Source organism: Pseudomonas tohonis, assembly GCF_012767755.2.
Lineage (GTDB): Bacteria > Pseudomonadota > Gammaproteobacteria > Pseudomonadales > Pseudomonadaceae > Metapseudomonas > Metapseudomonas tohonis.
In genome coordinates, this window is sequence record NZ_AP023189.1 from 1268744 (window position 1) to 1281982 (window position 13239).

Annotated in this window: 10 protein-coding genes; 7 read left to right on the forward strand and 3 right to left on the reverse strand. The window is 66.3% G+C overall.

Going from position 1 to position 13239, the window contains the following annotated elements; all coding sequences use genetic code 11:
- The first annotated feature begins 166 nt into the window (after positions 1-166).
- From murJ to ispH, 6 genes are all read left to right on the forward strand, one after another.
- Positions 167-1702, forward strand: a complete 1536-nt coding sequence (gene murJ, locus HSX14_RS05895; RefSeq protein ID WP_173173392.1) for a murein biosynthesis integral membrane protein MurJ — start codon at positions 167-169, stop codon at positions 1700-1702.
- 117 nt (positions 1703-1819) lie between these two features.
- On the forward strand, positions 1820-2758 hold the full coding sequence (gene ribF / locus HSX14_RS05900) for a bifunctional riboflavin kinase/FAD synthetase (RefSeq protein ID WP_173173390.1): 939 nt from the start codon (positions 1820-1822) through the stop codon (positions 2756-2758).
- 15 nt (positions 2759-2773) lie between these two features.
- Positions 2774-5608: an isoleucine--tRNA ligase gene (gene ileS, locus HSX14_RS05905; protein WP_173173388.1), complete on the forward strand. Its 2835-nt coding sequence runs from the start codon at positions 2774-2776 to the stop codon at positions 5606-5608.
- On the forward strand, positions 5601-6107 hold the full coding sequence (lspA, locus tag HSX14_RS05910) for a signal peptidase II (protein WP_173173386.1): 507 nt from the start codon (positions 5601-5603) through the stop codon (positions 6105-6107). The genes ileS and lspA overlap by 8 nt, the downstream gene beginning before the upstream one ends.
- A complete protein-coding gene (locus tag HSX14_RS05915; protein WP_173173384.1) occupies positions 6100-6552 on the forward strand; it encodes an FKBP-type peptidyl-prolyl cis-trans isomerase in 453 nt (150 codons plus the stop codon). The genes lspA and HSX14_RS05915 overlap by 8 nt, the downstream gene beginning before the upstream one ends.
- 49 nt (positions 6553-6601) lie before the next feature.
- Positions 6602-7549, forward strand: coding sequence for a 4-hydroxy-3-methylbut-2-enyl diphosphate reductase (gene ispH, locus HSX14_RS05920; protein WP_173173382.1), 948 nt, complete (start codon positions 6602-6604; stop codon positions 7547-7549).
- Positions 7550-7607: 58 nt separating this feature from the next.
- Here the strand turns inward: ispH and clpB are convergent, their stop codons facing one another.
- From clpB to rluD, 3 genes are all read right to left on the reverse strand, one after another.
- Positions 7608-10172 carry an ATP-dependent chaperone ClpB gene (gene clpB, locus HSX14_RS05925; protein ID WP_173173380.1) on the reverse strand — a complete coding sequence of 855 codons (2565 nt, stop codon included), beginning with the start codon at positions 10170-10172 and terminating at the stop codon, positions 7608-7610.
- A 168-nt stretch (positions 10173-10340) separates the two neighbouring features.
- On the reverse strand, positions 10341-11066 hold the full coding sequence (gene pgeF, locus HSX14_RS05930; protein WP_173173378.1) for a peptidoglycan editing factor PgeF: 726 nt from the start codon (positions 11064-11066) through the stop codon (positions 10341-10343).
- Positions 11066-12037, reverse strand: a complete 972-nt coding sequence (gene rluD, locus HSX14_RS05935) for a 23S rRNA pseudouridine(1911/1915/1917) synthase RluD (RefSeq protein WP_373874679.1) — start codon at positions 12035-12037, stop codon at positions 11066-11068. The genes pgeF and rluD overlap by 1 nt, the downstream gene beginning before the upstream one ends.
- Before the next feature lie 148 nt (positions 12038-12185).
- Here rluD and HSX14_RS05940 point away from each other — a divergent pair, with 148 nt between their 5' ends.
- A complete protein-coding gene (locus HSX14_RS05940; RefSeq protein WP_173173376.1) occupies positions 12186-13205 on the forward strand; it encodes an outer membrane protein assembly factor BamD in 1020 nt (339 codons plus the stop codon).
- The last annotated feature ends 34 nt before the right edge of the window (positions 13206-13239 follow it).

Consider the following 13239-nt stretch of genomic DNA (forward strand, 5'->3'; position numbering starts at 1 on the left):
TGGCTTCCCTGCAAAGGGGCGACGAGCGTACCTCATACCGGACCGCGGCGTGATTTATTTTCGTGCCGGCTCTACACTCGCCGCCTTCGAAAGCAGGGCGCTTTCGGCCCGGCGGCAGCGTTTTCCGCCTGGCGGGACTTCCAACGAGCACAAGCCTCCGACCTCCATGAATCTGCTCAAATCGCTGGCCGCCGTCAGTTCCATCACCATGCTTTCGCGGGTTCTCGGCTTCGTCCGTGACACCATCGTGGCGCGCATCTTCGGCGCCGGCGTGGCCACCGACGCCTTCTTCGTGGCCTTCAAGCTGCCCAACCTGCTGCGGCGGATCTTCGCCGAGGGTGCGTTCTCCCAGGCCTTCGTGCCGATCCTGGCCGAGTACAAGACCCAGCAGGGGGAGGAGGCGACCCGCACCTTCCTGGCCTACGTGTCGGGCCTGCTGACGCTGGTGCTGGCGGTGGTCACGGCCCTCGGCGTGCTCGCCGCGCCCTGGGTGATCTGGGCCACGGCGCCGGGCTTCGCCGATACGCCGGAAAAATTCGAGCTGACCACCTCGCTGCTGCGGGTGACCTTCCCCTACATCTTCCTCATTTCCCTGTCCTCCCTCGCCGGGGCGGTACTCAACACCTGGAACCGCTTCGCCGTGCCGGCCTTCGTGCCGACCCTGCTTAACGTGGCGATGATCGTCTTCGCCCTGTTCCTGACCCCTTACTTCGACCCGCCGGTGATGGCCCTGGGCTGGGCGACGCTGGCGGGTGGCCTGGCCCAGCTGCTCTACCAGCTGCCGCACTTGAAGCGCATCGGCATGCTCGTGCTGCCGCGCCTGAACCTGCGCGACAGCGGCGTCTGGCGGGTGCTCAAGCAGATGGGGCCGGCGATCTTCGGTGTTTCGGTCAGCCAGATCTCGCTGATCATCAACACCATCTTCGCGTCCTTCCTGGCCGCCGGCTCGGTGTCCTGGATGTACTACGCCGACCGCCTGATGGAGCTGCCGTCCGGAGTGCTCGGCGTCGCCCTGGGCACCATCCTCCTGCCGTCGCTCGCCAAGACCTACGCCAGTGATGACCGCCAGGCCTATTCGCAACTGCTGGACTGGGGGCTGCGCCTGTGTTTCCTGCTGGTGCTGCCCTGCGCGCTGGCGCTGGCGCTGATCGCCGAGCCGCTGACGGTCTCGCTGTTCCAGTACGGCAAGTTCAGCGCCCATGACGCCGAGATGACCCAGCGGGCGCTGATCGCCTATTCGGCGGGGCTGCTCGGGATCATCCTGGTCAAGGTGCTGGCGCCGGGCTTCTATGCGCGGCAGAACCTGCGCACGCCGGTGCGTATCGCGCTGTTCACCCTGGTCGCGACCCAGGCGATGAACCTCGTCTTCATCGGCCCGCTGCAGCATGCCGGCCTGGCGCTGGCCATCGGCCTGGCGGCATGCCTCAACGCCGCGCTGCTGTATTGGCAGTTGCGCCGGCAGAAGCTGTTCGAGCCGCAGCCCGGCTGGCCGATGTTCCTCGCCAAGCTGCTGTTGGCGGTCGCGGTGATGACGGCGGTGCTTGTCGGCGGCATGTGGCTGCTGCCCGCCTGGGACCAGGGCGACATGCTGCTGCGCCTGCTGCGTCTCGGGGCGCTGGTCACAGCCGGCGCCCTCGGCTATTTCGCCACCCTGGCCTTGCTCGGCTTCCGCCTGCGTCACTTCGCCCGGCGCGCGCTCTGAGCCTGGCCGGGCACCCGGAAGGCTCTCGTCACGGCCCGTCTGCGACACGTCAGCGACGCCTGTTGTCTGCTCGCGGGTGTGCGTATAATCGGCCACTTTGTGAACAAGACGTGTGCTATGCAGCTGGTCCGAGGCCTCCACAACCTGCGGCCCCAACTTGGGGGCTGCGTTGCCACTATCGGCAATTTCGACGGCGTACACCGTGGCCATCAGGCCATTCTCAAACGCCTGCGCGAGCGCGCAGGCGAGTTGGGCGTACCCAGCTGCGTGGTGATCTTCGAGCCGCAGCCCCGTGAATTCTTCGGCCCCGACACCGCGCCGGTGCGCCTGACCCGGCTGCGCGACAAGCTCGAGCTGCTGGCAGCCGAAGGCGTCGACCGGGTGCTCTGCCTGGCCTTCAACCGTCGTCTGCGCGAGCTCAGCGCCGCCGAGTTCGTGCACGCCGTGCTGGTCGAGGGGCTTGGGGTCAAGCATCTGGAAGTCGGTGATGACTTCCGCTTCGGCTGCGATCGCGCGGGTGACTTCGCCTTCCTGCAGATGGCCGGTGCGGCCGAGGGCTTCAGTGTCGAAGCGGCAGCCACCGTCGAGCTGGACGGTGTGCGGGTGAGCAGCACGCGGGTGCGCCAGGCCCTGGCCGCCGCCGACTTCCCGCTGGCCGAGCGCCTCCTCGGCCGGCCGTTCTCCATCACCGGCCGGGTGCTGCACGGGCAGAAGCTGGCGCGCCAGCTGGGCACGCCCACGGCCAACGTGCAGCTCAAGCGTCGGCGTGTTCCCCTTTCCGGGGTTTTCCTGGTCAGCGTCGATCTGGATGGCGTGCGTCGTCCCGGCGTTGCCAACATCGGCGTGCGTCCCACCGTGAAGGGGGATGGCAAGGCCCACCTGGAAGTGCATCTGCTGGATTATTCCGCCGACCTGTATGACCGGCGCATCAGCGTGACCTTCCACCACAAGCTGCGTGAAGAGCAGCGTTTCGCTTCCCTGGAGGCGTTGAAGTCGGCGATCGACGCGGACGTCGCCGCCGCCCGTGCCTACTGGCAGGGCATCCCCATTCAATGATGAGCCTGGACTGACATGACCGATTACAAAGCGACCCTCAACCTGCCGGAAACGGCATTTCCGATGAAGGCCGGTCTTCCCCAGCGTGAGCCGGAGACCCTGCAGCGCTGGGACTCCATCGGGCTCTACCAGAAGCTGCGCCAGATCGGTGAGGGTCGTCCGAAGTTCGTCCTGCACGACGGCCCGCCCTACGCCAACGGCAGCATCCACATCGGTCACGCGGTCAACAAGATCCTCAAGGACATCATCGTCCGTTCCAAGACCCTGGCCGGCTTCGATGCCCCCTACGTGCCGGGCTGGGATTGCCACGGCCTGCCGATCGAGCACAAGGTCGAGACCACCCACGGCAAGAACCTGCCTGCCGACAAGACCCGCGAGCTGTGCCGCGCCTACGCCGCCGAGCAGATCGAGGGGCAGAAGGCCGACTTCATCCGCCTGGGCGTGCTGGGCGAGTGGGACAACCCCTACAAGACCATGGCCTTCGCCAACGAGGCCGGCGAGATCCGCGCGCTGGCCGAGATGGTCAAGCAGGGCTTCGTGTTCAAGGGCCTGAAGCCGGTCAACTGGTGCTTCGATTGCGGCTCCGCCCTGGCTGAGGCCGAGGTCGAGTACCAGGACAAGAAGTCCGATGCCATCGACGTCGCCTTCCTCGTCGAGGATGCCGACAAGCTCGCTGCCGCCTTCGGCCTGTCGAGCCTGGCCAAGCCCGCCGCCATCGTCATCTGGACCACCACCCCGTGGACCATCCCCGCCAACCAGGCGCTGAACGTCCACCCCGAATTCACCTACGCCCTGGTCGACACCGGGTCGCGCCTGCTGCTGCTGGCCGAGGAGCTGGTGGAATCCTGCCTGGCGCGCTTCGGCCTCGAAGGCCAGGTCGTCGCTACCGCCAAGGGCGAGGCGCTGGAGCACATCCGCTTCCGCCATCCGTTCTATGAGCGCCTCTCGCCCGTCTACCTGGCCGAGTACGTCGAGCTGGGCGCCGGCACGGGCGTCGTTCACTCCGCGCCGGCCTATGGCGAGGACGACTTCCGCTCCTGCAAGCACTACGGCATGAGCAACGACGACATCCTCAGCCCGGTGCAGAGCAACGGCGTCTATGTCCAGGACCTGCCGTTCTTCGGCGGCCAGTTCATCTGGAAGGCCAACCCGGCCATCGTCGCCAAGCTCGAAGAAGTGGGCGCGCTGCTCAAGCACGAGAGCATCAACCACAGCTACATGCACTGCTGGCGCCACAAGACCCCGTTGATCTATCGCGCCACCGCGCAGTGGTTCGTCGGCATGGACAAGCAGCCCAACGAAGGTGCCACCCTGCGCGAGCGCGCACTGGCGGGCATCCAGCAGACCGAGTTCATTCCCGCGTGGGGCCAGGCGCGCCTGCACAACATGATCGCCGGTCGCCCGGACTGGTGCATCTCGCGCCAGCGCAACTGGGGCGTGCCGATCCCGTTCTTCCTGCACAAGGCCACGGGTGAGCTGCACCCGCGCACCGTCGAGCTGATGGAAGAGGTGGCCAAGCGCGTCGAGCAGGAGGGCATCGAGGCCTGGTTCAGGCTGGACGCCGCCGAGCTGCTGGGCGACGAGGCTTCGCAATACGACAAGATCAGCGACACCCTGGACGTGTGGTTCGACTCCGGCACCACCCACTGGCACGTGCTGCGCGGCTCCCATGCGGAGCTGGCCCACACCAGCGGCCCGGCCGCCGACCTGTACCTGGAGGGCTCCGACCAGCATCGTGGCTGGTTCCACTCGTCCCTGCTCACCGGTTGCGCCATCGACGGCCATGCGCCTTATCGTCAACTGCTGACCCACGGCTTCACCGTCGACGAGTCCGGCCGCAAGATGTCCAAGTCCCTGGGCAACACCGTGGTGCCGCAGACCGTGATCGACACCCTGGGCGCCGATATCCTGCGACTGTGGGTCGCGTCCACCGACTACTCCGGCGAGATCGCCGTGTCCCAGCAGATCCTGCAGCGCAGCGCCGATGCCTATCGCCGCATCCGCAACACCACGCGCTTCATGCTCTCCAACCTCACCGGCTTCGACCCGGCGCAGCACCTGGTGCCGGTCGAGGACATGCTGGCGCTTGACCGCTGGGCCGTCGACCGCACCCTGCAGCTGCAGCGCGAGCTGGAAGAGGCCTACGGCGAGTACCGCTTCTGGAACGTTTATTCCCGCGTACACAACTTCTGCGTGCAGGAACTGGGCGGCTTCTACCTCGACATCATCAAGGACCGCCAGTACACCACCCAGGCCGACAGCCTGGCGCGTCGTTCCTGCCAGTCCGCGCTGTTCCACATCGTCGAGGCACTGGTGCGCTGGGTCGCCCCGATCCTGGCCTTCACGGCCGAGGAAATCTGGCAGTTCATGCCGGGCGAGCGCGACGAGTCGGTGATGCTCAACACCTGGTACCAGGGCCTGAGCGAGCTGCCGGAAGGTTTCGAGATGAGCAATGCCTTCTGGGAAGACGTGGTCGCGGTCAAGGCATCGGTGAACAAGGAGCTTGAGAACCTGCGCACCGCCAAGGCCATCGGCGGCAGCCTGCAGGCCGAGGTTACCGTCTTCGCCGAGGAGTCCCTGGCTGCCAAGCTGGCCAAGCTGGGCAACGAACTGCGCTTCGTGTTGATCACCTCCACCGCCGACGTGCAGCCGCTGACCGCAGCGCCGGCCGATGCGGTGGAAACCGAGGTGCCGGGCCTGAAGCTGAAGATCTTCAAATCCGTACACGCCAAGTGCGGGCGTTGCTGGCACCACCGCGCCGATGTCGGCGTGAACGCCGCGCACCCCGAGCTCTGCGGCCGTTGCGTCGAGAACATAGAAGGCGCCGGCGAGGTCCGCCACTATGCCTGAGGCCCGTTTTGGCCGTCTCGGCTGGTTGCTGCTGAGCGTGCTGGTGTTCCTGCTGGACCAAGGTTCCAAATGGGTGGTGCTGGATGTAATTCCCAAGCACGCTCGTTGGACCGTCATACCCGGCTGGTTCGATTTGACCCATGTGTACAACACCGGCGCCGCCTTCAGCCTCCTCGCCGACAGCTCCGGCTGGCAGCGCTGGTTCTTCGCCCTGATCGCCCTCGTGGTCAGCGGCGTGCTGGTGGTCTGGCTCAAGCGCCTGAAGGCCGACGAAACCTGGCTGGCCATCGCGCTGGCCATGGTGCTCGGCGGCGCACTGGGCAATCTCTACGACCGCGTGGTGCTCGGCCACGTGGTCGATTTCATCCTGGTGCATTGGCAGGATCGCTGGTACTTCCCGGCGTTCAACCTGGCCGACAGCGCCATCACCCTGGGCGCCATCATGCTGGCGCTGGATATGTTCAAGTCGAAGAAGTCCGGAGAACCCGCTCATGACTGAGTCTCTCGCCAGCGTCTCGCGTATCGGCCCGGACACGGAAGTCACCCTGCATTTCGCCATCAGGCTGGAGAACGACGATGTCGTCGACAGCACCTTCGGCAAGCAACCGGCTACCTTCAAGGTCGGCGACGGCAACCTGCTGCCTGGATTCGAGGGCGCCCTGTTCGGCCTCAAGGCCGGTGACAAGCGCGTGCTGCCGATCGACCCGGAGCAGGGCTTCGGCCAGCCCAACTCGCAGAACGTGCAGGTGATGCCGCGCAGCCAGTTCCAGGACATGGAGCTTTCCGAAGGCCTGCTGATCATCTTCAACGACGCCGCCAACACCGAACTGCCCGGCGTGGTCAAAGCCTTCGACGACAGCCACGTGACCATCGACTTCAACCACCCGCTGTCCGGCAAGTCGCTGCGCTTCGAGGTGGAGATCCTGGCGGTCAAGCCGGCCTGATTTCATCTCCCGCAGGGGAGGGCGGCCGTAAGGCCCAGAGGTAGACAGCATGCAAATCAAACTCGCCAACCCCCGCGGCTTCTGTGCCGGCGTCGATCGCGCCATCGAGATCGTCAACCGCGCACTGGAAGTCTTCGGCCCGCCGATCTACGTGCGTCACGAAGTCGTACACAACAAGTTCGTGGTCGAGGACCTGCGCGCCCGTGGCGCCGTCTTCGTCGAGGAACTGGACCAGGTGCCGGACAACGTCATCGTCATCTTCAGTGCCCACGGCGTTTCCCAGGCCGTGCGCCAGGAAGCCGACCGCCGTGGCCTGAAGGTCTTCGACGCCACCTGCCCGCTGGTGACCAAGGTGCACATGGAAGTCGCGCGCTATAGCCGTGACGGCCGCGAGTGCGTGCTCATCGGCCATGCCGGGCACCCGGAGGTGGAAGGCACCATGGGCCAGTACGACGCCAGCAATGGCGGCGCCATCTACCTGGTGGAGAACGAGGCCGACGTCGAGCGCCTGGTGGTACGCAACCCCGAGGCGCTGTCCTTCGTCACCCAGACCACCCTCTCCATGGACGACACCAGCCGCGTCATCGACGCCCTGCGCAGCAAGTTCCCCAGCATCGGTGGCCCGCGCAAGGACGACATCTGCTACGCCACCCAGAACCGCCAGGACGCGGTCAAGCAGCTCGCCGACGAGAGCGATGTGGTCCTGGTGGTCGGCAGCCCCAACAGCTCCAACTCCAACCGCCTGCGCGAACTCGCCGAACGCATCGGCACCCCGGCCTACCTCATCGACGGTGCCGAGGACATGCAGCAGGCCTGGTTCGAAGGCGTTACCCGTGTCGGCATCACCGCCGGCGCCTCGGCACCGGAAGTGCTGGTGCAAGGAGTGATCGAACAACTCCGCGCCTGGGGCGCTGAGGTCGCGGTGGAACTGGATGGCCGGCCGGAGAATGTGACGTTCTCGATGCCGAAGGAGTTGCGGGTCGTCGAGATCAAGTAGCTTCTGACGCTCAAGAAAAAGCCCCGCGATGCGGGGCTTTTCCTTACCGGTTCCGGGGTCAGTCGAAGACGATCTCCTCGCCCTCCACCTTGGCGTTGATGGCGATGCCCGGGGCGAACCTGCCGGCCAGGATCAGTTGCGCCAGGGGGTTCTCGATCCAGCGCTGGATGGCGCGTTTGAGCGGGCGGGCACCATAGACCGGGTCGTAGCCGACGGCGATCAGCTTGTCCATCGCCTCGCCGGACAGCTCCAGGTTCAGCTCCCGCTCGGCCAGGCGCTTGCGCAGGCGCTGCAGCTGGATCTCGGCGATGCCGGCGATCTGCTCGCGGGCCAGCGGCTCGAACACCACCACCTCGTCGATGCGGTTGATGAACTCGGGACGGAAGTGGTTGCTCACCGCGTCCATCACCGCCGCGCGCTGGGCCTCGCGATCTCCCACCAGCTCCTGGATCTGCGCGGAGCCGAGGTTGGAGGTCATCACCACCACGGTATTGCGGAAGTCCACGGTACGTCCGTGGCTGTCGGTGAGGCGACCGTCCTCCAACACTTGCAGGAGGATGTTGAAGACGTCCGGATGGGCTTTCTCCACTTCGTCCAGCAGCACCACCGAATAGGGCTTGCGACGCACGGCCTCGGTCAGGTAGCCGCCCTCCTCATAGCCGACGTAGCCGGGCGGCGCGCCGATAAGCCGGGCCACGGAGTGCTTCTCCATGAACTCGGACATGTCGATGCGCACCAGCGCTTCCTCGGTGTCGAAGAGGAACTCGGCCAGGGCCTTGCACAGCTCGGTCTTGCCGACGCCGGTCGGGCCGAGGAAGAGGAAGGAGCCGCTGGGCCGGTTCGGATCGGACAGCCCCGCACGCGAGCGGCGCACGGCATTGGATACGGCGACGACCGCCTCGTCCTGGCCGATGAGGCGCTGGTGCAGCACGGATTCCATCTTCAGAAGCTTCTCGCGCTCGCCTTCGAGCATCTTCGACACGGGGATGCCGGTCCACTTCGAGACGACCTCGGCGATCTCCTCGTCGGTGACCTTGTTGCGCAACAGCTGGTTTTCGGTCTTGCCGTGCTGGTCGACCATCTGCAGGCTGCGCTCGAGGTCGGGGATGATGCCGTACTGCAATTCGGCCATGCGCTGCAGGTCACCCTTGCGACGGGCGGCCTCCATGTCCAGGCGGGCCTGTTCGATCTTCTGCTGGATCTGCGCCGAGCCCTGCACCTCGGCCTTCTCGGACTTCCAGATCTCTTCCAGGTCGGCGTACTCGCGCTCCAGGCGGGCGATATCGTCCTTGAGCTTTTCGAGGCGCTTGAGGGCGGCGTCGTCGTCCTCCTTCTTCAGGGCCTCCTGCTCGATCTTCAGCTGGATCAGGCGGCGCTCCAGGCGGTCCAGCGCTTCGGGCTTGGAGTCGATCTCCATGCGGATGCGGCTGGCGGCCTCGTCGATCAGGTCGATGGCCTTGTCCGGGAGCTGGCGGTCGGTGATGTAGCGGTGCGACAGCTTCGCGGCGGCGACGATGGCGCCGTCGGTGATGGTCACGCCGTGGTGCACCTCGTAGCGCTCCTTGAGGCCACGGAGGATGGCGATGGTGTCTTCCTCGCTGGGCTCGTCCACCAGGACCTTCTGGAAGCGGCGCTCGAGGGCCGCGTCCTTCTCGATGTACTGGCGGTATTCGTCCAGGGTGGTGGCACCGACGCAGTGCAGTTCACCACGGGACAGCGCGGGCTTGAGCATGTTGCCGGCGTCCATCGCGCCCTCGGCCTTGCCGGCGCCGACCATGGTGTGCAGTTCGTCGATGAACAGGATGATGCGGCCTTCCTGCTTGGACAGCTCGTTGAGCACCGCCTTGAGGCGCTCCTCGAACTCGCCGCGGAACTTGGCGCCGGCGATCAGCGCGCCCATGTCCAGGGACAGCAGGCGCTTGTCCTTGAGGCCGTCCGGCACTTCGCCGTTGACGATGCGCTGGGCCAGGCCCTCGGCGATGGCGGTCTTGCCGACGCCGGGCTCGCCGATCAGCACGGGGTTGTTCTTGGTGCGGCGCTGCAGGACCTGGATGGTGCGACGGATCTCGTCGTCACGGCCGATCACCGGATCGAGCTTGCCGTCCTCGGCGCGCTTGGTCAGGTCGACGGTGTACTTGTCCAGCGCCTGGCGGGATTCCTCGACATTGGGGTCGTTGACCGCCTGGCCGCCGCGCAGGTTGGCGATGGCGTTCTCCAGCGCCTTGCGGGTCACGCCCTGGCTGAGCAACAGCTTGCCGAGCCGGGTGTTCTCGTCCATGGCGGCGAGCAGCACCAGCTCGCTGGAGATGAACTGGTCGCCCTTTTGCTGGGACAGGCGGTCGGCCTGGTTGAGCAGGCGCGCCAGGTCCTGGGACAGGTTCACGTCGCCGGTGGGGTTCTGGATCTTCGGCAACCCGTCCAGCTCCTTGGTCAGGGCGCTTCGCAGGGCAGCGATGTCGAAGCCCACCTGCATGAGCAAGGGCTTGATGGAGCCGCCCTGCTGGTCGAGCAGGGCGAGTATCAGGTGAAAAGGTTCGATGGCCGGGTGGTCGTGGCCCACGGCCTGTGACTGGGCATCGGAGAGCGCCAGTTGCAGCTTGCTGGTCAAACGGTCGATTCGCATGAGGGCAGTCCTTCCTTTAAAGAGCGGGCTGGAGCGATGAAGGCCCCGAAGACGAGAAGCCCGCCGAGATGCAGTCTAGATAAGGACGATTCTGGGCGATTCAAGCCAGCGGACCTTGACTCGCGTCAGTCCGCGACGGCCGGCGGCGAGGAGAAACGCCGGCGGGGATCAGTCGGCGAGCCAGACGAGGCTGGCGAAACGGCCGGTGCGGGAGGCACGGCGGTAGGAGAAGAAGCGCGGGTCGCTGACGGTGCACAGGCCACCACCGTAGACGGCGGTCACACCGCGCGCGGCCAGGCGGATGCGCGCCAGGGCATAGATGTCGGCGATCAGCCGGCCTTCATTGTGGCTGGGGCGGAAAGCGGCTGCGGCCTGTGGATGCTGGGCGACGAAGGTGTCGCGCACTTCCGGGCCGACCTCGAAGGCGTCGACGCCGATGGCCGGGCCAAGCCAGACCAGTACCTGGTCCGCCGGGCGGTCGAGGGCATCGAGGGTCGCTTCGAGCACGCCGTTGGCCAGCCCGCGCCAGCCGGCATGGGCGGCGGCGACACGGGTGCCGGCGCGGTCGCAGAACAGGGCCGGCAGGCAATCGGCGGTCATCACCAGGCTGGCGATGCCGGGCGTCGAGCTCCAGCTGGCGTCGGCCACCTCGACACGCGAAGGGTCGGCCTCGACCACGCGCACGCCGTGCACCTGGCTGAGCCAGGCGGGCTGGCAGCCGAGGGCGCTGACCAGTCGGGCGCGGTTGTGCGCCACGGCGGCGGGATCGTCGTCGACGTGATCGCCGAGATTGAAACTGTCGAAGGGTGCCTGGCTGCACCCGCCGGCACGGGTGGTGACGCGGGCACGGACCCGCGCGGGGGCGGGCCAGTCGGGCGTCAGCCAGTCATCCATCAGTTGAAGGACTCGTGGTCCTGGCGCAACAGGGTCAGCAGCCAGACCATGTCGTCGGGCAGCGGCGATTCCCACTTCATGCGCGCGCCGGTCACCGGATGATCCAGTTCGAGGAAGCGGGCATGCAGGGCCTGGCGGGGAAAGTCCTTGAGGGTCTGGACCAGCGTGGGGCTGGCTGCGGGCGGGATGCGGAAGCGCCCCCCGTAGACAGGGTCGCCGACCAGCGGGAAGTTCACGTAGGACATGTGCACGCGGATCTGGTGCGTGCGGCCGGTCTCCAGCTTGACCCGGGCATGGGTGTGCGAGCGGAACCGCTCCAGCACCCGATAATGGCTGACCGCAGGCTTGCCGCCGGCCACCACGCCCATGCGCTGGCGCTGCTGCGAGCTGCGACCGATGGGGGCGTCGACCTTGCCGCCGGCGGTGATCACGCCAACCACGATGGCCTCGTAGATGCGGCTGACGGTGCGGGCCTGGAGCTGCGCCACCAGCTTGGTGTGCGCTTCCAAGGTCTTGGCCACGACCATCAGGCCGGTGGTGTCCTTGTCCAGGCGGTGCACGATGCCGGCACGCGGCACGTTGGCCAGGTCCGGGACATGGTGCAGCAGGGCATTCAGCAAGGTGCCATCGGCATGCCCCGCAGCGGGGTGGACAACCAGCCCGGCAGGCTTGTCCAGCACCAGCAGCTGGTCGTCTTCGAAGACGATGTCCAGCGCGATGTCCTGGGCCACCCACTCGCCCTGGGATTCCTGCTCGGCATTGAGCTCCAGCAAGGAACCGCCATGGACGGTGTCGCGCGGGCGCAGCACCTGGCCGTCGACCGTGAGCAGCCCGTCCTTGATCCAGGCGGACAGGCGCGAACGCGAATGCTCGTCGAAGAGTTGGGCAGCGACCTGATCGAGGCGTTGCCCGCCCAGTTCGGACGGCACCTCGGCGCTGAGTTGAATAGCCTGCTTGATGATTGGGGACATGCTCGAAAACGGCGGGGGCGCAGCCTTTGGTTTCGGCCACGCGCTTGTGGTTAAATACGGCGTCTTTGTCCTGGGGGAGCCCAGGGCGCCCATCATAACAGGACGGCTCCGCCCAAGACAGCCAGCCGTCACAGGGACGCAAGCCGCTATGCAAGTGAAACACCTGCTGCTGATCGCCATTCTCGCCCTAACCGCCGCCTGCTCCTCCAAAGAAGTGGTGGACGAGAACCTGAGCGAGTCCGAGCTGTACCAGCAGGCTCAGGCCGACCTGGACAACAAGAGCTATACCAGCGCCGTATCCAAGCTCAAGGCCCTCGAGTCCCGCTATCCGTTCGGTCGTTATGCCGAGCAAGCCCAGCTGGAACTGATCTACGCCTACTACAAGAACGTCGAGCCCGAGGCCGCCAAGTCCGCCGCCGAACGTTTCATCCGCCTGCATCCGCAACACGCCAACGTCGACTACGCCTATTACCTGAAGGGCCTGGCCTCCTTCGACCAGGACCGTGGCCTGCTCGCCCGCTTCCTGCCGCTGGACATGACCAAGCGCGACCCGGGTGCGGCCCGCGACTCCTACAACGAGTTCGCCCAGCTGACCACCCGTTACCCGCACAGCCGCTACGCGCCGGATGCCAAGCAGCGCATGATCTACCTGCGCAACCTGCTGGCCGCCTATGAAATCCACGTCGCCCACTACTACCTGACCCGCCAGGCCTACGTCGCCGCCGCCAACCGTGGTCGCTATGTGGTGGAGAACTTCCAGGAAACCCCGTCCGTCGGTGACGGCCTGGCCGTGATGGTCGAGGCCTACCAGCGCCTGAACCTGAACGACCTGGCCGCAACCAGCCTGGAAACCCTGAAGCTCAACTACCCCGACCACCCGAACCTGGTCGATGGCCAGTTCGTGCCGCGCGAGGAAGAGGCCGACAACCGCTCCTGGCTGGCCAAGGCGACCCTCGGCCTGATCGAGAGCGAGCCGCCGCTGCCCCCGGGCGAGACCCGCGCCAACCAGGACGTGATCAAGCAGTACGAAGACGCCCAGGAAGAAATCCCGGACGAACTGAAGCCCGAGAACCAGCAGGAAGTGCAGGAAGAACAGCACGAAGCGGAAGCCAACAGCAGCGGCGACCGCTCCTGGTTCAGCTACATGACCTTCGGCGTTTTCGACTGAGAACACCCAACGTGATCGAAGAAGAGGCCTGCGG

Coding starts and splice junctions, on each gene's coding strand:
- ribF (WP_173173390.1), top strand. CDS start 1,820: ATGCAGCTGGTCCGAGGCCTCCACAACCTGCGGCCCCAACTTGGGGGC.
- HSX14_RS05915 (WP_173173384.1), top strand. CDS start 6,100: ATGACTGAGTCTCTCGCCAGCGTCTCGCGTATCGGCCCGGACACGGAA.
- ispH (WP_173173382.1), top strand. CDS start 6,602: ATGCAAATCAAACTCGCCAACCCCCGCGGCTTCTGTGCCGGCGTCGAT.
- lspA (WP_173173386.1), top strand. CDS start 5,601: ATGCCTGAGGCCCGTTTTGGCCGTCTCGGCTGGTTGCTGCTGAGCGTG.
- rluD (WP_373874679.1), bottom strand. CDS start 12,037: ATGTCCCCAATCATCAAGCAGGCTATTCAACTCAGCGCCGAGGTGCCG.
- ileS (WP_173173388.1), top strand. CDS start 2,774: ATGACCGATTACAAAGCGACCCTCAACCTGCCGGAAACGGCATTTCCG.
- clpB (WP_173173380.1), bottom strand. CDS start 10,172: ATGCGAATCGACCGTTTGACCAGCAAGCTGCAACTGGCGCTCTCCGAT.
- murJ (WP_173173392.1), top strand. CDS start 167: ATGAATCTGCTCAAATCGCTGGCCGCCGTCAGTTCCATCACCATGCTT.
- pgeF (WP_173173378.1), bottom strand. CDS start 11,066: ATGGATGACTGGCTGACGCCCGACTGGCCCGCCCCCGCGCGGGTCCGT.
- HSX14_RS05940 (WP_173173376.1), top strand. CDS start 12,186: ATGCAAGTGAAACACCTGCTGCTGATCGCCATTCTCGCCCTAACCGCC.